General features: G+C 75.3%; 18 protein-coding genes. 11 read left to right on the top strand and 7 right to left on the bottom strand.

Going from position 1 to position 18,483, the window contains the following annotated elements; genetic code table 11:
- The first annotated feature begins 53 nt into the window (after positions 1-53).
- Positions 54-563 (top strand): GbsR/MarR family transcriptional regulator, encoded by a 510-nt coding sequence (locus ACWGJO_RS26485; protein WP_359902667.1) that lies wholly within the window; start codon positions 54-56, stop codon positions 561-563.
- 271 nt (positions 564-834) lie between these two features.
- On the opposite strand, the gene ACWGJO_RS26480 is transcribed toward ACWGJO_RS26485, so the two are convergent.
- Positions 835-2,217 (bottom strand): lytic transglycosylase domain-containing protein, encoded by a 1,383-nt coding sequence (locus ACWGJO_RS26480; protein ID WP_452187440.1) that lies wholly within the window; start codon positions 2,215-2,217, stop codon positions 835-837.
- 573 nt (positions 2,218-2,790) lie between these two features.
- Between ACWGJO_RS26480 and ACWGJO_RS26475 the strand changes: the two genes are divergently transcribed.
- Together ACWGJO_RS26475 and ACWGJO_RS26470 are read left to right on the top strand one after the other, a co-directional pair.
- A complete protein-coding gene (locus ACWGJO_RS26475; protein ID WP_359902661.1) occupies positions 2,791-3,174 on the top strand; it encodes a hypothetical protein in 384 nt (127 codons plus the stop codon).
- A 16-nt stretch (positions 3,175-3,190) separates the two neighbouring features.
- Positions 3,191-3,499 (top strand): hypothetical protein, encoded by a 309-nt coding sequence (locus tag ACWGJO_RS26470; RefSeq protein WP_380548841.1) that lies wholly within the window; start codon positions 3,191-3,193, stop codon positions 3,497-3,499.
- Positions 3,500-3,511: 12 nt separating this feature from the next.
- Here ACWGJO_RS26470 and ACWGJO_RS26465 read toward each other — a convergent pair whose 3' ends face one another.
- The 3 genes from ACWGJO_RS26465 to ACWGJO_RS26455 all read right to left on the bottom strand — a co-directional run bounded on the left by ACWGJO_RS26465 (position 3,512) and on the right by ACWGJO_RS26455 (position 6,875).
- Entirely contained in the window at positions 3,512-5,113 is a 1,602-nt protein-coding gene (locus ACWGJO_RS26465; RefSeq protein WP_452187438.1) for an alpha/beta hydrolase, read from the bottom strand.
- 110 nt (positions 5,114-5,223) lie between these two features.
- A complete protein-coding gene (locus tag ACWGJO_RS26460; RefSeq protein ID WP_452187436.1) occupies positions 5,224-5,865 on the bottom strand; it encodes an NAD(P)-dependent oxidoreductase in 642 nt (213 codons plus the stop codon).
- 86 nt (positions 5,866-5,951) lie between these two features.
- Positions 5,952-6,875: an EamA family transporter gene (locus ACWGJO_RS26455; protein ID WP_452187434.1), complete on the bottom strand. Its 924-nt coding sequence runs from the start codon at positions 6,873-6,875 to the stop codon at positions 5,952-5,954.
- Positions 6,876-6,986: 111 nt separating this feature from the next.
- On the opposite strand from ACWGJO_RS26455, the gene ACWGJO_RS26450 reads away from it, so the two are divergent.
- Positions 6,987-7,484: a MarR family winged helix-turn-helix transcriptional regulator gene (locus tag ACWGJO_RS26450; protein ID WP_452187432.1), complete on the top strand. Its 498-nt coding sequence runs from the start codon at positions 6,987-6,989 to the stop codon at positions 7,482-7,484.
- A gap of 201 nt (positions 7,485-7,685) precedes the next feature.
- Here the strand turns inward: ACWGJO_RS26450 and ACWGJO_RS26445 are convergent, their stop codons facing one another.
- Positions 7,686-8,561 carry a methyltransferase domain-containing protein gene (locus tag ACWGJO_RS26445; protein WP_452187431.1) on the bottom strand — a complete coding sequence of 292 codons (876 nt, stop codon included), beginning with the start codon at positions 8,559-8,561 and terminating at the stop codon, positions 7,686-7,688.
- 47 nt (positions 8,562-8,608) lie between these two features.
- On the opposite strand from ACWGJO_RS26445, the gene pdxR reads away from it, so the two are divergent.
- The gene (pdxR, locus tag ACWGJO_RS26440) at positions 8,609-10,105 is read left to right on the top strand and encodes a MocR-like pyridoxine biosynthesis transcription factor PdxR (protein WP_452187429.1); all 1,497 of its coding nucleotides are present in this window, start codon (positions 8,609-8,611) and stop codon (positions 10,103-10,105) included.
- A 116-nt stretch (positions 10,106-10,221) separates the two neighbouring features.
- Positions 10,222-11,397, top strand: a complete 1,176-nt coding sequence (locus ACWGJO_RS26435; protein WP_452187427.1) for a glycoside hydrolase family 3 N-terminal domain-containing protein — start codon at positions 10,222-10,224, stop codon at positions 11,395-11,397.
- 135 nt (positions 11,398-11,532) lie between these two features.
- Here ACWGJO_RS26435 and ACWGJO_RS26430 read toward each other — a convergent pair whose 3' ends face one another.
- A complete protein-coding gene (locus ACWGJO_RS26430; RefSeq protein ID WP_452187425.1) occupies positions 11,533-12,261 on the bottom strand; it encodes a polysaccharide deacetylase family protein in 729 nt (242 codons plus the stop codon).
- A gap of 221 nt (positions 12,262-12,482) precedes the next feature.
- Here ACWGJO_RS26430 and ACWGJO_RS26425 point away from each other — a divergent pair, with 221 nt between their 5' ends.
- From ACWGJO_RS26425 to ACWGJO_RS26415, 3 genes are all read left to right on the top strand, one after another.
- Positions 12,483-12,944: a hypothetical protein gene (locus ACWGJO_RS26425; RefSeq protein WP_380548816.1), complete on the top strand. Its 462-nt coding sequence runs from the start codon at positions 12,483-12,485 to the stop codon at positions 12,942-12,944.
- 283 nt (positions 12,945-13,227) lie between these two features.
- Complete coding sequence (locus ACWGJO_RS26420) at positions 13,228-13,569, top strand: ArsR/SmtB family transcription factor (protein ID WP_359902632.1); 342 nt, start codon at positions 13,228-13,230, stop codon at positions 13,567-13,569.
- Between the two features lie 43 nt (positions 13,570-13,612).
- Entirely contained in the window at positions 13,613-13,744 is a 132-nt protein-coding gene (locus ACWGJO_RS26415) for a DUF6126 family protein (RefSeq protein ID WP_387694704.1), read from the top strand.
- Positions 13,745-13,763: 19 nt separating this feature from the next.
- Here the strand turns inward: ACWGJO_RS26415 and ACWGJO_RS26410 are convergent, their stop codons facing one another.
- Positions 13,764-16,352 carry a cytochrome P450 gene (locus ACWGJO_RS26410; protein WP_452187423.1) on the bottom strand — a complete coding sequence of 863 codons (2,589 nt, stop codon included), beginning with the start codon at positions 16,350-16,352 and terminating at the stop codon, positions 13,764-13,766.
- A 342-nt stretch (positions 16,353-16,694) separates the two neighbouring features.
- On the opposite strand from ACWGJO_RS26410, the gene ACWGJO_RS26405 reads away from it, so the two are divergent.
- Positions 16,695-17,459 (top strand): sigma 54 modulation/S30EA ribosomal C-terminal domain-containing protein, encoded by a 765-nt coding sequence (locus tag ACWGJO_RS26405; RefSeq protein WP_452187421.1) that lies wholly within the window; start codon positions 16,695-16,697, stop codon positions 17,457-17,459.
- Between the two features lie 52 nt (positions 17,460-17,511).
- On the top strand, positions 17,512-17,997 hold the full coding sequence (locus tag ACWGJO_RS26400; protein ID WP_452187419.1) for a hypothetical protein: 486 nt from the start codon (positions 17,512-17,514) through the stop codon (positions 17,995-17,997).
- Positions 17,998-18,483: the final 486 nt, after the last annotated feature.

Below are 18,483 nucleotides of genomic sequence, written 5' to 3'. Positions count from 1 at the left end.
TAGGAAGCGTTAAAGTTCGACAGGGACGAGTGATCACCGGAAAGGGGCTCAGGGTGGTGCAGGGAACGAAGGGGCCGGGGGAGCCCGAGGAGGAACGCGAGGACAAGGCGCTGTCGGACTTCGTCGAGCGCTTCGCCGCGGAGCTGGTGGTCGCGGGCATGGGCCGGATGCCGTCCCGGATCTTCTCCTGCCTGATGGCGGAGGAGAGCGGGGTGCTCACCTCCGCCGAACTCTCCGAACGGCTGCGGATCAGCCCGGCGGCCGTGTCCGGCGCGATGCGCTACCTGATCCAGGTCGGCCTGGTCGCCAAGGAGCGCGAGCCCGGCTCCCGGCGGGACCGCTACCGGGTACTCAACGACGTCTGGTTCGAGTCGCTGACCCGGCGCGACGAGATCATGCTGCGCTGGATCCGGGTGCTGCGCGACGGCGAGGCCACCGTCGGCGCCGGCACCGTGGCGGGGGAGCGGCTGGCGGAGAGCGCCGCCTTCTTCGAGTTCATGATCGACGAGCTGCACGGGATGCTCGGCCGCTGGCGCGAGCACCGCGCGGCCGGGACGCGGTAGCGGGTCGGCCCGGACGCGGAGCGACGGGCCGCAGCGTCGGCACGGACGCGTTCCGCGGCGGGAAGACCGCGCTCTCTGGCCCGGTGGAGATCCACCCCCGCGCCGGGGGCGCCGCCGACGGTCGGTCGGCGCTACTCGGTGCTCGACTCCGCGGGCGGGGTCGAGGCCGGGAGGTCGTGACAAGCCGGGGCGGGGCCGTTCGTGACGAGCCGTGGGCCGCCCGTGACGAGCCATGGGGCGCGGTTCCCGGGAAGGAGCCGCGCCCCACGGGTCACTTCGTCGGGGCCGCCGACGGCGAGAACGCGGGGCCGGGCGTGGCGCCGGCGGCCGCCCCCGGGGTCTGGGTCGCGGTCGGGCCGGGGGTGGGGCAGCCCGGGAGGGGCGTTGCCGTCGGGGTGCCGGTGGGCGTGGCGGTCGGCGACGGGGAGCCCGTCGGGGTGGGCGTGCCGGTGGGCGTGGCCGACGGGTCCGGGCAGGTGCTGGGTGTACCGGTGGGGGGGCCCGTGGGCGTGCCGGTCGGGGTCGCCGTCGGGGAGGTGCCGCCGCTCGGGGTGGTCGTCGGCGTCGCGGAGGGCGAGGCCGAACCGCCGGGCGTGGGCGTGGCGGTGGCGCTCGGGGTCGTCGTCGGCTGGGCGCTCGGCGACGGCTCCGGGGCGGGCGTGACCGGCGCGGTCGGCTGCGGGTCCGTACTGGGCGCGGTCGTGGCCGGGCCACCGCCCCCGGGGAGGCTCGGGAGCCCCGGTGGGTTCGGCGTGGGCGGCGAGGTGGGCGGGACCGGGGACCCGGGGCGGTTCGGGACGGTGGTCACCGTGCCGCTGCCGTAGTGCGCCATCCAGTTGCGCACCGTCCGCAGGTACTCGCCCGAGTTGTTGTAGCTGAGCACCGCCCGGTCGAGCTGCGCCGGGTCGGCGAGGTCGCGGCCGCCCGCGCACAGGTAGCGGCCGGCCGTCTCGGCGGCGTCGAAGACGTTGTTCGGGTCGGCCTTGCCGTCGCCGTTGGCGTCCACGCCCCAGGAGGCCCAGGTGGACGGGATGAACTGCATCGGCCCGACGGCGCGGTCCCAGCGGGAGTCGCCGTCGTAGCGGCCGCCGTCGGTGTCGGATATCGCGGCGAAGCCGTTGCCGTCCAGCGCGGGGCCGAGGATCGGTGTCAGGGTCGTGCCGGCGGCGTCCACCCGGCCGCCGTTGGCCTGGCCGGACTCGACCTGGCCGATCGCGGCAAGCAGTTGCCAGGGCAGGTGGCAGCCCGGCGAACGCTGCGCCAGCGAGGCCTCGGCCTGGCGGTAGGCGGCGAGGACGGTGGCGGGCAGTGCGGGGCCGGTGGCCGCGAACGGGCCGGCCGAGGGCGCGCCGGGCAGCGCGCCGGGCGGCTGCGGGAGCTGGACGGTGCCGCCGCCGTCGGCCGGGACACCGGTGCCGAAGGTGCCGGGGGCGTCCGTCGAAGGGCTGCCGTCGGGAAGGGAACGGCCGACGCCCTGGCCGTCGGCGCCGTTCGCCGGACCGGCGTCGGCGACCGCTACCGGGGCGAGCCCGATGCCCGTCACCTGAGAACCGGTCAGCGCGGCCAGCGCGACGAAGGCCGCCGCCGTGCCCGTGAGCCGCTTGCCGATCCGGAGCTTCCGTCCGCCCTCGGCCTTGCCGATCCGCACCGTCATCCGCTACCCCTCCCCGTCGCCGCCCGGACCTTCCCGGAACGGTTGAGCTGTCGTCATGGTGCCCGTCCGGCCGAGGGCCGGGCCCGCCGCCGGGACGATTAGTATCACGACGATCTGACAGGGACAGGGTGACCGGGAGGCGGATCGGGGCCCTCCGAGGGGTTAACTCGGCACTTCAGCGGGGGTGCGGCCGGGTGCCGCGCCGTTCCGGGCCCCGTCGCCGGCCGCCTCCCCTTCCGTCATCCGGTGCCAACTCGCCTTTCGGTGCGGAAAGTTGACCGAGGGGCCACTGCGGTGGGACGGGCGCTCCCGGGCGCCGGAACGGCGGTTCGGAGCACAGGGGTGGTGCGTGCGCGGTGTTTCGGGCTCCCCGGCGGCGCCCACCGCCCGCCCTCCTGACCTGCCGGAACGTCGGGCGCCCGGCCCGGCGCCCCCTACCAGGGCGGGCGCCGGGGCGCCAGGGCGCCGCCCCGACTCGGCCCTGGACGGGTGACGTTCTGGTGAAAGTGGGCATGCCAGGAATCACCGCCCGGCATGCTGTGCCGCGTGATGATGCGGATGGAGGTCCAGACCGTGAGCGCGAACCTGCCGGAGACCCTCGCCGAGGGAGCGGTCGTCCTGCCGGCGCCCCCTCGGGTGGTGGACGACCTGGCCCGTGACCTGACCCAGGCCGCCGCGGCCGTCCGGGCGGTGTCGCGCGCCCGTCGCACCGGTGGGGACGTCGCGGTCGCCGCCTACACCGCCGTGGTGTGCACCGGGCGGTCGGCCGCCACCGTCCTGGAGGAGGCCGCCGCCTGGTGCCGGCAGGCCCCCGAGGCCGAGGTGCACTCGCTGGCCTGGGCGCGGGTGCCGGGCCACCGGGAGGACGTCCACGAGTACCGCGTCACCCTGGCCGTCAGCTTCCCCGACGGCGAGACCGGCGAGCACCTCGGCGACACCCACCACGCCTGCCGCTGACGCGTATGATCACCCCATGACTGTGGGGGACACGAACGAGATGGTGAAGAGCCCGACCGGCGAGGCGGACGACGCGACCGCGGGGGAGCGGGCCGACGGCCCGCGGGAGCTCTCGCGGCCCGCGGCCGTCGCGGTCACCGTGCTCGCGGCGGTGTGCGGTGCGGCGGTGCTGCTGGCCGTGTTCCACTGGCTGGGCTGGTCCGTGCCGTGGATCGGCTGGATCGTCGCCAAGGCCGGGATCAAGCTCGCCGTCGGGGGCTTCGCCGGGCTGGCGGTCGGGCTCTCCTGGCTCCGGGCCAGGCTGCGTTCCCGGCCCGGGAGTTGAGCACCCGGTTGGTCAACCGGCCTGCGGCGAGGGGCAGGTGAGGTCGCGAGCGGGCGCCTCGCCGTCCAGCAGGTACCGCTCGACCACCCCGCTGACGCAGGTGTTGGACGTGGGGTACTGGCCGTGGTCGCCGCTCCCGGTGACGGTGACCAGCCTGGAGCCGCGCAGCGCGCGATGCGCGCCGAGCGCCGCCTCGTAGTACGTCGCCGGATCGTGCACCGAGTTGAGCATCAGCGTGGTCGGCAGGTGGGCGCCCGTCACCTTGACCTCCGGCGCCGGGGCGACCGGCCACGCGGCGCAGACCGCGCTGAAGGCGAGCGTCCGGGCGCCGGCCAGCGGCCAGCGGGCGGTGTTCTCGGCGCCGCGCTCGGTCCAGGTGTCCAGGTCCCTGGTCCACGGGGTGTCGTTGCAGGTCACGGCGAAGTACTCGGCGAGGAACTCCGGGGAGAGGTAGCTGCCGAAGACCTTCGCGGCCGCCGCCCTGGTCGCCGGGTCGAGGCCCTGCCAGTTGTCGACGGCGGCCAGGATCCGGGCCAGCTCCGGGAAGTCGGACGCCCGGTAGATCGCCGACATGGCGAGGCTGTCCAACTGGTTCGGGCCGATCGTCACCGAGCCCTCGACGATGGGGGAATCGTGCAGCGCGGCGCGCCGCTGCTCCCAGTGCGCCCGCACCTGCTCCGGCGTCGAGCCCCAGTGGTAGGTGGTGTCCCGCGCCGCGAGCCAGGGCACGAAGTCCTCGTCGAAGCGGCGCTGGAAGCTCATCGGCTGGCCCAGCTCGTACTTCTCCCAGGTGCCGTCGAAGCCGATGTTGCTGTCCAGCACCATCCGTTCGACCCGGTGCGGGAAGAGCGTCGCGTAGTAGGCGCCGATCATCGAGGCGTAGGAAGGACCGTAGTAGCCGATCTTGCGCTCGCCGAGCAGGCCGCGGAAGAGGTCGATGTCGCGGGCGGTCTGCTCGGTGGTCAGGTAGGGGATCAGGTCGCCGCTGCGCTCCTGGCAACTGGCGGCCAGTTTCCTGGAGTTGGCGATGACTCGGTCGATCGCGGCCGGGGACTGGTCGCGGTAGTCGCCGGCCAGGAACTCCTGCATCTCCGCCTCGGTCTGGCAGACCGCCTTGGTGCTCTCGCCGACCCCGCGCTGGTCGAAGCCGACGATGTCGTACGCGGCGGCGACCGCCGGGGCGCCGGCGGCCAGATTGGCCGGGCGCAGCAGGCCGGTGCCGCCGGGGCCGCCGGCCGCCATCAGCAGGGTGCCCTTGCGCTCGGCCGGGCCGGTGGCGCGGTGCCGGGAGACGGCGATGGTCAGATCGGCGCCGACACCGGGGTGGTGCCAGTCGCGCGGGGCGGCCATGGTGGCGCAGTCCAGGGCGGGCTGCCGGGCGCAGGGCTGCCAGTTCAGGGTCTGGTGGGTGTAGCGGGCGGGCGCCGGGGCGGCGTCGCCCGGGTCGCGGCCGGTGGCGGCGCCCGCGGTGGCGGGCACGGCCAGGCCGGCCAGGACCGCGGCCGCCGCGGCCAGGGCGGCGCGACGGGCGTGCCGGGCGCGGGGCGGGGCGGCTTCGGTGCGCTGGGCTGCGGTCTTGCTCTTGGTCATGGACTTGGTCTCAGGCTCGGTCACGGGAACGATCCTGTCCGGCCCCGGCCTGATGATCGATCATCCCCACTACCGTCTTCGGGGTGGTGCTGGGTGCACCCCCGCCGTGGCGGGGGCTCCAGGCCGTCGAGGGCTCAGTAGGCGGCGGTGAACCGGGCCCGGCGGTGGACGGGCTGTTCGGCCTCGTCGAGGAGTGCGACGGCGAGGTCCTCCATGGAGATCGCCGAGTTGCCCTCGGCGTCGACCAGCAGGTCGTCGTGGCCGGTCCGGAACCGGCCGGTGCGCACACCGGGTTCCAGGAGCGCGGCCGGGCTCAGGTAGGTCCAGTCGACGTCCGGGCCGGCGGCACGGTAGAGGCCGAGCTGCTCGTCGCAGGCTCGGGCGATCGGCCGGATCTCGTCGGGGAAACCGGGGCTGTCGACCAGGGTGGTCCCGCCGCCGCCCGGTACGAGCAGGCTGCCCGCGCCGCCGACGGCCAGCAGCCGTACGCCGGTGCCGGCGATCCCGGCCAGCAGGCCCTTGGTGGCGACGGCCAGTTCGTGCTCGCTGCCGGGCCGTGGACGGGTGGCGGTGATCACCACGTCCTGTCCTGCCGCGATCCGGGCGACGTCCTCGGGGTCGCGGGCGTCGCCGACGACCAGGGCCGCGGCGGACGGCAGGCCGTGCGGCTTCGCCGGGTCCCGTACGACGGCGGTGACCCGGTGGCCGCGGGCCAGGGCCTCGGCCACGACCCGGCTGCCGACGTTGCCGGTGGCGCCGAACACGGTGATGCGCATGGGGTACTCCCTGGAGGTGGTGGGGATCGGTGGTGGTGGGGAACGGTGGGATCGGTGGGTGCGGGAACGGTGTCGGTGGGACGGGGTCAGGCGTTCTCGCGGACGGGCCGCGGGGTGTCCGCCGGCCCGGTTCCGGGCGCCGGCTCGGGCGCGGTGCGGGTCCGTCGGGTCTGGGTGGCGATCAGTGAGCCGAGCACGACCAGCGCGCCGAACGCCTGGAGCGGGCTGAGGTCCTGGCCGAGCGCCAGCCAGCCGAGCAGGGTGGCGACCACCGGGCTGAGCAGCGAGAGGAAGGAGACCGAGGTCGGCGGCAGCGCGCGCAGCCCCCGGAACCAGAGCGCATAGGTGACGGCCGCGCCGATCAGGCACAGGTAGGTGTAGCCGAGCACGTTGGCGAGGGTGTAGTGGGACGGCGGCGCGCCCTCGGAGAGCAGCGTGACCGGCACCAGCAGCAGTCCGCCGGCCGTGAGCTGCCAGCCGGTGGTGGCGAGCATCGGCGCGGGGGAGACCCAGCGCTTGGAGAGGACGATGCCGGCGGCCATCACCACGGCGCCGCCGAGCGCGGCGAGCACCCCGATCGCGTCCAGCTGGGCGTTGGCCCGCAGCACCAGCAGGCTGACGCCCGCGACGCCCGCGATGCCGGACAGCACGGTGCGCAGGGTGAGCCGGTCGCCGAGGACCAGGGCCGAGAGCCCGGCGGTGACCAGTGGCTGGACGGCGCCGACGGTGGCCGCGATGCCGCCCGGCAGACGGTAGGCGGCGATGAAGAGCAGGGCCTGGAACACCCCGATGTTGAGGGCGCCGAGGACCAGCGAACGCCACCACCAACTGCGCTGCGGCAGACGGCGGGTGAGGGCGACGAGGAGCAGCCCCGCGGGCAGGCAGCGGATGACGGCGGCGAGCAGTGGGCGGCCGGGCGGCAGGAGTTCGGTGGTGACCAGGTAGGTCGTGCCCCAGACCGCCGGGGCGAGGGCCGTCAGCAGGACGAGGGCGAGGCGATTTCTTAGCACTAAGGCAATGTATCTCAGCGCTAAGGCATTCTTCACCGCATCGGGTGAGTGATGTGGCTCACAGTTACCTCACCGCTAAGGAATCCGATGGGGATCGCCTACCCTGAACCCGTGGCAGATCATGTGGACCGCGTCGTCGCGCAATGGGGTGCCGAGCGCCCCGACCTGGACGTCTCCCCGATGGAGGTGTTCGGCCGGCTCAAACGCCTCTACCGGCTGGTGGACGCGGCACTCAACCGCACCTTCGCCGAGCACGGACTGGACGCCGCCTCCTTCGACGTGCTCGCCACCCTCAAGCGCAGCGGCCCGCCCTACCGCCTCACCCCCTCCGGACTGATGCAGTCCGCGATGGTCACCTCCGGTGCCATCACCCAGCGGCTGGACCGGCTGGAGGCCCGCGGCCTGGTCACCCGCACCCGCAGCGACCAGGACGGTCGCAGCCGCGAGGTCGCCCTCACCCCCGAGGGGCACGCCCTGATCGACCGCGCGCTGCCCGATCACCTCGCCACCGAGCACCGGATGCTGGCAGGCCTCGACGAGGCGCAGCGGACGGCGCTCGTCGAGGTGATGCGCACCCTGCTGGCGGACTTCGGGGACAGCCCGGAGTAGCCCGGCCGGTGCCCGTGCCGTCCCGGCCCGCCTCCGTATCCGGTGGATCGGTCGGGCGATGGGTCGTCAGGTCGTGAGGTCGTCAGGTTGTCGGGGCGCTGGGACGGTGGCTTCCGCGGGTGCGGTCGAGACCCCCGTCCACGACCCCGCCCGCGGGCTCCGCTCCGGCCCGAGCCCGGCCCGGCCCGTCCTGCGTGGCGACTACGGGTTGACCGCCACCGCCTTGAAGAAGGCGTAGTGGAACGTCCCGCCCGGCCCGGCCGCGCGGCGCAGCTCCGCGATGCCCCGGTCGAAGTCCTCCGGGGTGGTCAGCCCGGCGGCCACCGCGTCCGCGCGGACGGACTCGACCATCGCGACGAAGGTCCGCCGGGTGAACCCCTCCACCAGAGCCGGGTCGGCCTCGTCGGCGTAGACCGTGCGCGGGCGGACCGACACCCGGGTGAAGCCGGCCGCGGTCAGCAGCGGGTGGAGGCGGCGGCCGAGCAGGCCGTCGCCGCCCGCCCGGGCCTGCAGCCGGACCAGGTGGTCGACGGTGCGCCGGGCCGCCGGGCTCTCCGGGTGGAAGAAGGCCGAGCCGTGGTCCCCCTCGATCACCGTGATCGTCCCGCCCGGCCGCAGCACCCGGCGCAGCGCCGCCAGCCCGGCCGTCGGGTCGGGCAGGTGCTCCAGCACGAAGCACAGGAAGACGTGGTCGAACGAGGCGTCCGGGAACGGCAGCCGGTGCAGGTCGCCGTGGTGCCAGGTGACGTCCGCGGCGGGTGCCTGCTCGGCGACCCGGGCGCGGGCCCGGGCCAGCGACTCCTCGGAGAGGTCTGCCGCCGTCAGCCGGATCCCCGGGTTGGCGGCCAGCAGGTGCACGGTCTGCGCGCCCACCCCGCAGCCCGCCTCCAGCACCCGGCTGCCGGCCGGGTAGGCGGTGCCCGCGTGCAGCAGGTCGGCGAGGGTGTCGGCCTGGTCGCCGAGGCGCCGCGCCTCGGTCCGCGAGTAGCCGTGGACGTAGTCGGGGTGGTCGCCGGGGCGGTGGTCAGGGCGCTCCGATGCCGCTGTCCCCGTGGTCGTGGGCGTTTCCGTGAGCATGGGTGATTCCGTGGTCATGGCTCCACCCTCGCCGTCACTATGGTCCGGTGAACAGGTCCAAAGCCGAGGCATCCGACCGGTCCAAAGAGGCCGGCGCCGACTTCCTGCAGCTCGACACGGCCGATGCCCCGCCCGGCGGGCTCACCGACTGGCTGACCCGCCGGCTGCGCGAGGCCGTCGCCGACGGGCGGCTCCCGGTCGGCAGCAGGCTGCCCGCCGGCCGGGTGCTGGCGGCCGAACTCGGCGTCTCCCGCGGTGTGGTGACCGACGCCTACCGGCGCCTCGCCGAGGAGGGGCAGGTCGTCGGCCGCGGGCGGGGCGGCACGGTCGTGGTCGCGGCCCCCGCGGCACCGCACCGGGCGCCGCCCGCGGCGGAGCCACCCCGCCCGGCACCCGCGCTGTTCCGGGCCGATCCCGACCCCGAGGTCTTCGACCTGCTGCGCGGCACCCCCGCCCGGATCGACCTCGCCCCCGGCGTGCCCGACCTCGCGGCCTTCCCCCGCGCCGCCTGGCTGCGCGCCGAACGCGCCGTCCTCGACGACCTCGCCGCCGCCGACCTCGGCTACGGCGACCTGCGCGGCACCCCGGCCCTGCGCCGGGCCGTCGCCCACTGGCTGGCCCGCAACCGGGGCATCCGCGCCGACCCGGACGAGGTGCTGATCGTCGCCGGTACAGCCCAGGCGCTCGCGCTGCTCGGCCGAGCCCTGGGCCGGGCCGGCATCGGTGAGGTCGCGGTCGAGGACCCGGGCTCCCTCGGCGCCCGGCAGCACCTCGCCCACTGGCTCGCCGCCACCCCGCCGGTCCCGGTCGACGCCGAGGGCATCCGGGTCGACGCGCTGCGCGCCACCGGCGCCCCGGCCGTCCTGCTCACCCCCGCCCACCAGTACCCGACCGGCGTCGTGCTGGGCGGTGACCGGCGGCGCGAACTGCTGCGCTGGGCGGGGGAGGGCGGCCTGGTCATCGAGGACGACTACGACGCCGAGCACCGCTACGACCGGCCGCCCGTTCCGGCCCTGCGCGCGGCCCTGCCGGACCGGGTCTGTTACGCGGGCAGCATCTCCAAGCTGCTCGCCCCGGCGCTGCGCACCGGTTGGCTGCTGGTCCCGGCCCGGCTGCGGGACGCCGTCCTGGACGCCAAGCGTTTCGCCGACCTCGGCAACCCGGTGCTGCCCCAGCTGGTGCTCGCCCGGCTGATGGAGTCCGGCGACCTCGACCGCCATCTGCGGCTCCTGCGCCGCCGCCACCGCCGCCGCCGGGACGCGATGATCGCCGCCATCCGCACCCATCTGCCGGGAGCCACCGTGCACGGCGCGGCGGCGGGCCTCCATCTGATGCTGACGCTGCCGGAGGCACCCGGCCGCACCGACACCGAGCTGGCCGCCGCCGCTCTGGCCGAGGGGGTCAAGGTGCAGCCGCTGTCCTGGCACGCCCGGCTTCCGTACCCGCCGGGCCTGGTGCTCGGGTACGCGGCGGGTTCGACGGCGGAGATCGCCGAGGGGATCGCCGTTCTGGGGCGGCTGGTCCGGCGTCCGTCGTCGGTGTGAGGATGGTGAGGATATTTAGCCGGATTTATCGGATGAATCTCGTGCAGGGGGGAGTGCCCCGCCGCACCCCTGGGTACGTTGACATGCCGAAGTCAAATGTCGGCCCGGGAGGCGTGATGGCCCTGTTCCGAAGTGTCGCCCAGTTCGGGGTGGTGCTGGCCGTGATGGGGATCGCGCTCGGTCCGGTGCCGCTCGGCGCGCCCGCCCGGCCGCACAGTGCTCCGGGCGTTGCGGGTGCTCCGGGTGCTCTGAACGAGAGGGGTGCGGCGATGGCCGGCCAGGAGCAGGAGGACGCGCGGGCGCTCGCCGGGCGGCGGATCGTGCTGTCGTACCCCGGCCCGACGCCGCCGGCCGGGGTGCTCCAGGCGATCCGGGAGGGCCGGGCCGCCGGGGTGATCCTGTTCGGTGAGAACGTCACGAGTCCGGAGCAGCTCGCGGAGTCGGTCGCGGAACTGAAACAGGCCGCGGCCGAGGCGCCGCACCCGCGCACCCTGCTGCTGATGACCGACCAGGAGGGCGGCAAGGTCCGCCGGCTGCCCGGTGCGCCCGAACTCTCCGCCCGCCGCACCGGGTTGGCGCCGGACCCGCTCGCCGCGGCCGCGGAATCCGGGGCCGGCGCCGCCCGGACCCTGGCCGACGCCGGGCTGAACCTCAACCTCGCCCCGGTGCTCGACGTCTACGACAAGCCGGACAACTTCATCGACCACCCCGAGCGCTCCTACGGCCAGGACCCGGCCAAGGTGGCGGAGTTGGGCAGCGCCTTCCTCACCGCCCAGCAGGGCCTCGGCGTGGCCGCGACGGCCAAGCACTTCCCCGGCCTCGGCGCCGCGCCCCGGGGGGAGAACACCGACGAGCGCCCCGTCACCCTGAACGTCCCGCTGTCGCAGCTCCGCTCCCGGGGCGAGGCCCCGTACCGGGCGGCCGTCGCGGCGGGCGTGCGGCTGGTGATGGCCTCGTGGGCGGTCTACCCGGCGCTGGACCCGGACCACCCGGCCGGGTTCTCGTCCACGATCATCCAGGGCGAGCTGCGCGGCCGGCTCGGCTTCGACGGCGTGACCGTCACCGATGCCGTGGAGGCGGAGGCGCTCGCCCCGTACGGCGGCACCGGCGACCGGGCGCTGGCCGCCGCCGAGGCCGGGATGGACCTGCTGCTCTGCTCCGCCCGGGACCCCCGGCAGGGCGAGGAGGCCGCCGAGGCGCTGGCCGCCGCCCTGGACGACGGCCGCCTGGACCGGCACGCCTTCGCCGAGGCCGTGGCCCGAGTCGACGCCCTGCGCGGCTCGCTGGGGTGAGCCGACGGGGCCGGTCGGCGCCGTCCGGCACGGCGCCGCGGGGCGGGGTGGCGTCGGTGGGCAGGGGCGGCGGTGGTCCGCACCCCGGGCTCCCGTCCGGGCGGGTGGCGCCGGGGCACGGAAGGCCCCGGCCGGTCACCGGTCGAGCAGGGTGCGCAGGTCGATGACGCGGTAGCCGCGGGCGCGGGCGCCGTCGAGGATGCGGGGCAGTGCCTCGGCGTCGAGGCAGGTGTCGGGTCCGTCCTCCTCCGAGGCGCCGACATGCAGTTGGAGGACGGCGCCCGGGGTGAGCGCGGCGAGCGCGCGCTCGACCGCGCGGTCCGCCGTCATGCCGTGGGCGGGGCCCAGGTAGCCGTTGGTGTCGGCGGTGAATTCGAGGTCGGCGTAGCCGAGCCGGTTGACGATGGCGATGCCCTCCGGCGTGGTCGCGCTGTACGGGAAGCGGAAGAACGGCAGCGGTTCGGTCCCGGCGGCTTGGCGGATCGCGGTGTCGGCGCGGCGCACCTCGGCGCGGGCCCGGTCGGCGTCGAGGGTGGAGAAGTCGGGGTGGCTGTAGGAGTGGTTGCCGAGGCCGTGCCCGGCGGCGGCGATCGCGCGGACGGCGCGGGGATGGCGGTCGGCGAAGTCGCCGGTCGGGAAGAAGGTGGCGGGGGCGTCGCGGTCGCGCAGGACGGCGAGGACGGTGTCCAGCCCGGTCTCGTTCCAGGCGGCGTTGAAGGTGAGGGCGAGGACGCGTTCCGCGGTGGGCAGGCGGCGGATCTCGGTGCCCATGAGCGTGGCCGGCGGCGAGGCGGCGGCCAGCAGCGCGAGGAGGACGAGGACGGCCGCGGCGGCTGTCCCGGTGGCGGTTCGGATGCGGTTCATCCGGGCTCAACGTGGGCGTTGCCTGGGAGGGTACGGAAGTTCGGCCGTTCGAGGGTGATTGCGCCATCGAAGGTCTGCTTTCGGACGAGGCCTGGCATCCAAGGGTAAATCGGCGTCACCGCATAGGAATCGCATGGCAAAGTTCCTGTCGTGGGCCTATGAAATGTCATATGTGCCACGCCACCTGTCCCAGTCCGCCCGTCCCCTCCAAGGAGGAACCCATGAACCGGATCGCCCGGATCGCCGCCGGCGCCGTCGGTGCCGCCGCCCTGCTCTCGGCCCCCGTCCCCGCGTTCGCCGCGGCCCCGGCCGTCGCCACCACCACCGTCACCACCTGCGGCTCCTACAGCCTCCAGGCGGGCCTGGCCACGTACGCCTGCGCCGACGTGACCGGTGACGGCGTCGCGATCTACGGGAAGATCGGCCTGGCCGGTCCGCCGTCCCCGGGCACTCCGTGGCCGCCGGCGCCGAAGGAGCTGGTGACCCACCTGTCGGCCAACGTGGCCGGCGGTGCCTCGCTCGGCACGGTGAACGGCCGCACGGTGTTCCAGGTGTCCACGGTGCGGGTCGACGGCATCTCGACCACCGTGCCGTGCGGGTCCACCGTGCACGTGTCCTTTGACGTCGAGGGGTTCTGGAGCGGCCAGGTGCCGGCCACGGTGGATGTGCCTGTAGTCTGCTGACGGCGCGTCACCGTGACTGCCGAGCCCGGGAGTTGGCAGCGTCCCGGGCTCGGCTTCTGCATGTCGCGGTGCGGTCCGCGGGCGGTCGGGGGAGCGCCGGGCGGCGGCCCGCCGACCGCGGACCGGAGGTCTGTCGAGGGTCCGCCGGGGGTCTTGCCGGCGCTCGACGCGCTGTGACGACTTGAAGAAATCTTCATCTGCCGCGATGATGCCTACCGGCCGCGGCATCGATCCCCGCCCGGCCGGACGACCACCGAGCCGGAACCGAGGGAGAGCGCGGACGATGCCGGTGCCGCTGTACCAGGCCAAGGCGGAGTTCTTCCGCACCCTCGGCCACCCCGTGCGGATCCGGGTCCTGGAGCTGCTCCAGGACGGCCCCCGGCCGGTGCGCGAGCTGCTGGCCGAGATCGAGGTCGAGCCGTCCAACCTCTCCCAGCAGCTCGCGGTGCTGCGCCGCACCCAGCTGGTCACGGCGACCCGTGAGGGCAACACCGTGGTGTACGCGCTCAGCACCCCGGACGTCGCCGAGCTGCTGCGCGCGGCCCGCCGGATCCTGACCGAGCTGATCACCGACCAGGGCGCGCTGCTCACCGAGCTGCGCGCCTCCGGTGGCCGGCTCCGCTGAGCCGCGCCCGGCCAGTCCGCCCGATCCGAGGAGAAGCACCACCATGAGCGACAGTACGAGCGACGAGAAGAGGCGCCGCAGGGCGATGCTGATCCGCGCGGGCATCTACATCTTCGCCACGCACCTGTTCGCCGGTTTCGTGCTGCTGCTGTTCGCGCTCGGCGGCCGGAAGTAACGCACCGGGAACCGGTGGCTCACCGGCGCCGCCCGTGGTCCGGCACCAGGTACCGGTCGCTGGTGCTGGTCCAGGCCAGAACGCCGGCGACCAGCTCCCGGGTGCCGTCCAGGTACCAGCGCCCGGCCGGGTGGCGGCGCAGCAGGTCGCGGCGCAGCTCCTCGCTCTCCTGCTGCAGCCGTGCCACCCGGGTGCGCACCGCGTGGACCGCCCGGCCGCGGGTCCAGCCGTGGGCCCGCTGGAGGGTGAGCACCGTGTTGAACGCGGGCCCGGCCTGCCGCTCCTCGCGCCGCAGTGAGTAGAGGTCGTTGATCAGTGTGGCGGCGTCGGCGGTATTGGCGCGCAGCCGGTGCAGCGCGGGCTCCGCGTGCAGTGCGGCCGGAGCGTCGGCGCCGTGGACCCGTTCCAGTATGTTCATGAACGGGTAGAGGCAACTGCCGTGGCGGCGCAGCTTCATGGTGTCGGTGAGGTCGAGGCCGAGGGCGGGCACGGTGCCGCGGGCGCGGTGGTCGGCCTCGGCGGGGAAGGTGGCCAGGCAGGCCCGCCACTCCCGGGCCGCCCGGGCCCGCCACTCGGGGGACGTCGAAGCGGTCTGCCGCTTCCACAACTCCCGCCAGGAGAGCAGCATGTGGCTCTCGGGCGGGCTCTCGGACGGGCTCCCGCCGCGGGTGCCGCCGAGGACCGCGATCAGCGGGTCGACCACGGCGTGGGCTGCGGCGGGGTGGCGGCCGGGCGGGCCGTCGAAACGGTCGTCCAGGATGGTGAACCAGCCCAGCATGTCCACCAGGAGGTCGAGTTCGGCGCCCCGGGCGCGGGGGTAGGCGTGGCCGATCAGCTTCTGCAGCCCGTAGGCCCGGTAGCGGGGCAGCTCCGACGGGGTGAGCAGGCCGCGGCGGACCACCCAGTCGGCGTGCCGGTCGGCGGCGAGGCGCAGGTCGTCGGACGGCCGGGGGCCCGCCGAAGCGGCCGGACCCGCGGCGGAGGCCGGACCGGCCGGGGTGGCCGGACCGGTCGGGGTGGCCGGACGCGAGGGGGCGGTCGTGGAGGTGGTCGTGGGGCCGGTCGTGGAGGCGGTGCCGCTGAAGGGGCACCGGACCGGCGGCGGCTCACCGTGCGAGGAGGGCACTGCGGCCCCCGGTGAGGACGCGGCATCGCCCTCTCGGGAGGCTGCCGCGGTGCGCCCGCGTGGGGAGCGCGCGCCGCGCGGCGCGAGCCGCACCCGAAGGCCGTGCGCCTGGACCGTCGTCCACACCACCTCGCGGGCCCGCGCGCCCGGCACCGCCGTCGGCCGCCAGCGGCGCAGGATCGTCGCGGCCGCGACGGTCAGTTCCGCCCAGGCGAAGGCCTCGCCGATGCACTTGTGCTTGCCCGCCCCGAACGGCAGGAAGGACGGCCGCCCGGAGCCGCCGCCGTCCTGCCAGCGCTCGGGCCGGAAGCTCATCGGCTCCGGGTAGCGCACCGGGTCGCGGTGCAGCGCGGTGAGGCTGTACAGCAGCTCGGTGCCGGCCGGGACGCGGTACGGGCCGAGCTCGACCGGCACCTGGGCAGTGCGCATCAGGAAGGCGTTCGGCGCGTGCAGCCGCACCACCTCCTGGGCGACGCTGCGGGTGTAGGTGAGCCGGGCCAGTGCCTCCGGGGTGGGGACGGTGCCCGCGGGCAGGTGCTCGTCGAGCTCGGCGAGGATCCGGGCCTCCGCCTCGGGGTGGCGCAGCAGCTCGTCCAGCAGCCAGGTGAGCGTGGTGGAGACCGTCTCGGTGCCCGCGCCGAACATGGTGATCGCCTCGGACCGCACGTCGGCCTCGGTGAGCGGGCGCCCGGTGGCCGGGTCGGTCGCGGCGCGCAGCAGGGCGGGCAGGGTGCGCCGGCCCGCTCCGGGGCCCGTGGTCGCGGCGCGGCGGTTGACGGCCTGGTCGACCACCCGGTTGAGCACCCGCACGGCGTCGTCGAAGCGTCGGTTGACGGGCAGCGGCAGCCGGGCGAGCGCCGGGTTCGGGTAGAGGGACTGGACGATCTGGCCCTTCACCAGGTCCGGCAGCGCCCGGTGGAACGCGACGGTGGCGTCCTCGCTGAGCCGGGCGTCGAACAGCGTGCGGGTGACGATCTCCAGCGCCAGGTGGTTCATCTCCTTGGCCACGTCGAGGACCTGCCCGGGGCGCCAGCGTTCGGCCCGCTCCTCGGTGACCTGCTGCATCACGGCCAGGTACTCGCCCATCCGGTCCGGTCCGAAGGCCGGCTGGATGATCCGGCGGCGGTCGCGGTGGGCCTGGCCCTCGGACATCAGCAGGCCGTCGCCGAAGGCCGTCTTGAGGGTGTCCTGGACGGCCCCGCGCGGGCAGTCGTGGGCCAGTGCCACGAGCAGGGTGTGGACCAGCCGGGCGTCGGTGACCACGCAGACGGCGCGTGGTCCGAGCCGGATGCGGACCACCCCGCCGTGGCGGGCGAGCGAACCGAGGAAGCCGAGCGGGTCGCGCAGCAGGGCGCCTGCGTGCCCGAGGCCGGGCAGGGCGCCGGGGGCCAGCGGCGGGACGGCGGAGCGGGCCAGCGGGGACGGGCCGGGAACGGTTCTCGGGGGGACGATCAGCTTCCGCGTTTCGGTCAGCAGGGACATGACACTACCTCTCAACCAGAGTGGCCGGTGCGGGCGATGCCGGGCGGCAACGGCGGGCCGGCCGGGAGCCGGGGGACCGCCCAGCGCGGGCCCCGCGCGCGCCCCCGGCGGGAGGGCGCACGTTGAGCAAACGCGCCGGTTTCCCGAGCGTTGCGCCGAATGTGCGGGGATCACTCCAACGGCCGAGTGGATCGACCCTTTCGTGCGTGCTCGAAACTCCGTGTTGACCTGCGCGGATGCGTCCGTCCGGGTGGTCCGCGGCTTGCCTGCGAGGCAGGGTCTTTGGACCCTCGCCGCACGGGCGTACGAGGGACAGCATGGATGCGGAGAAGGAGGAACCTGATGACCCGTCTGCGCCACCGGCCGGCCCTCGACGTCCGGGTCGAGATCCGTGGCGAGCTGCCCCGCGAGGACGCCGAGTACGCCCGGGCCCGGGCGCTGGCCACCGCCACAACGCTCGGCCCCGACACCCGCGCGCTGCGACTGCGGCTGACCCGCTCGCGCCACCGGTCGGTGACCCGGCCCTCACTGGCCCAGGCGGACGTCGAACTGGCGGGCGTCGGACCGGTCCGGGTACAGCTGGCCACCGGCACCGCACGGGATTCCGTCGACCTGGTGCTCGGCACGCTGGCCGGCCGGGCCGTCCGACTGCGCGAGCAGGGTGACATCGGCTTCGCCGCCGCGTACGAGAGCGCCTACCGCCCGCAGTTCGCCGACCGCCCGCTCGCCCAGCGGCGGATCGCCCGGCACAAGGCGGTCGTGCCCGCCCGCCGCAGCCCCGAGCAGGCCGTGCTCGAACTGCTCGCCCTCGACCGGCGGTTCCACCTCTTCGCGGACGCCGCCACCGGCCGGGACGGCCTGGTCCACCGCTGCTCGCCGGGCGGCACGCTGGAGTTGTGCGCCGCGGGCACCAGCGCGATGCCCCCGCTCGACCTCGCCGAGGCGGCCCGCCGGCTCTGGCTCACCGGTCGCCCGTTCGTCGGCTGGACCGACCCCGGCGACCACCGGGCGCGGGTGCTCTACCGCCGCTTCGACGGCCACTACGGCCTGATAGCGCCGGTATCGGACGGCCGGATCGGGGCAGGAACCCTGTTGGCACAGGACTGACACCACGACGCAACGACCACACCACGAACTCTCCACGACAGGGGCCGGGACCATGGACTGCGACGAGGTCATGCTGACCGTCCGGATCACCGCCGCCGAGCGGGCACTGCTGCGCGACCTCGCACGCGGACACGGCGGCGACGTCTCCGAGGTGGCGGTGGACGGGCTGCTGGAGGTCATCCCCGCACTGCACGACGACGCCTGCGGCCTGCCGCTGCTGCGCGTTCTGGCCAGGCCGGCACCCTTCGCGCTCACCCTGTGGCTGCCCGCGCCGGTCGCGGACCTGCTGCCGCTGCTCGGTGAGCGGCTCGTACGGACCGGCGGTCCCGCGGCCGGGCCGGCCAGCGCCGCGCTCTCCGCGGCCCTGCGGCTCTGGCTCGCCGGGGACCGGGTCGTCCTGGCGGCCGGGCTGGCCCGGCTGCACGGGGGGTGCGGCGCCGGCGCGGTGGCGGCGGTGCGACCGGGGGTGGGTGCGGCGGTGCGCTCCGGGGTGGGCGTGGCGGCCTTCGGGGCCGAGCCGGCGAAGGCCGCGGCCTGACCCTCCAATCGTCCTGACGATTCGTCATATTCCGCTCGGTGCGGGCAAGTCCGGGTTCCGGCGCCGCGCCCCGGCCACCGTCCGGGGCGGGTCCGGTGAGCCCGGCCGCGGTCCGGCCGAACCGGGCGATCGAACCGGGCCGTCGAACCTCCGGGGAATTCTGCAAGAGGTTTCTGTTATTCCCGGTCGCCCCTCCCGCTCTCCGGAGTGTCGGAAGACCCGGGCCCCCTCCACCGCGGGGACGCGCGGGTCGTCGTCGCACGAGGAGGGAACGCGATGGGGCACCCGGGCGGCGGGCTCCGCCGGCGCAGGAGCGCAGGCTCACCCCATGAGGTGTCCATCAGTCAGATCGCGCCGAATTCCGCCGACCTGATCCGACGGGCCGCGCCCGCCCGGCCCTCCCGGTCCGGCGCCCCGGCCGGCAGCCGCGCGCCGACGCGGCCGCCCGGACGCGACGACCCGCCGAAGCCGGCGGCGGGTCCGCCC

This window comes from Kitasatospora sp. NPDC054795 (assembly GCF_053611565.1).
The sequence above is the reverse complement of the archived record's forward strand: the minus strand, read 5'-3'. Positions and strand labels throughout refer to the sequence as shown.

What these genes read in the sequence shown, in the direction of transcription:
- ACWGJO_RS26480 (WP_452187440.1), bottom strand. Translation starts at nt 2,217, where the DNA reads ATGACGGTGCGGATCGGCAAGGCCGAGGGCGGACGGAAGCTCCGGATC.
- ACWGJO_RS26470 (WP_380548841.1), top strand. Translation starts at nt 3,191, where the DNA reads ATGACTGTGGGGGACACGAACGAGATGGTGAAGAGCCCGACCGGCGAG.
- ACWGJO_RS26460 (WP_452187436.1), bottom strand. Translation starts at nt 5,865, where the DNA reads ATGCGCATCACCGTGTTCGGCGCCACCGGCAACGTCGGCAGCCGGGTC.
- ACWGJO_RS26445 (WP_452187431.1), bottom strand. Translation starts at nt 8,561, where the DNA reads ATGCTCACGGAAACGCCCACGACCACGGGGACAGCGGCATCGGAGCGC.
- ACWGJO_RS26435 (WP_452187427.1), top strand. Translation starts at nt 10,222, where the DNA reads ATGGCCCTGTTCCGAAGTGTCGCCCAGTTCGGGGTGGTGCTGGCCGTG.
- ACWGJO_RS26430 (WP_452187425.1), bottom strand. Translation starts at nt 12,261, where the DNA reads ATGAACCGCATCCGAACCGCCACCGGGACAGCCGCCGCGGCCGTCCTC.
- ACWGJO_RS26425 (WP_380548816.1), top strand. Translation starts at nt 12,483, where the DNA reads ATGAACCGGATCGCCCGGATCGCCGCCGGCGCCGTCGGTGCCGCCGCC.
- ACWGJO_RS26420 (WP_359902632.1), top strand. Translation starts at nt 13,228, where the DNA reads ATGCCGGTGCCGCTGTACCAGGCCAAGGCGGAGTTCTTCCGCACCCTC.
- ACWGJO_RS26415 (WP_387694704.1), top strand. Translation starts at nt 13,613, where the DNA reads ATGAGCGACAGTACGAGCGACGAGAAGAGGCGCCGCAGGGCGATGCTG.
- ACWGJO_RS26410 (WP_452187423.1), bottom strand. Translation starts at nt 16,352, where the DNA reads ATGTCCCTGCTGACCGAAACGCGGAAGCTGATCGTCCCCCCGAGAACC.
- ACWGJO_RS26405 (WP_452187421.1), top strand. Translation starts at nt 16,695, where the DNA reads ATGACCCGTCTGCGCCACCGGCCGGCCCTCGACGTCCGGGTCGAGATC.
- ACWGJO_RS26400 (WP_452187419.1), top strand. Translation starts at nt 17,512, where the DNA reads ATGGACTGCGACGAGGTCATGCTGACCGTCCGGATCACCGCCGCCGAG.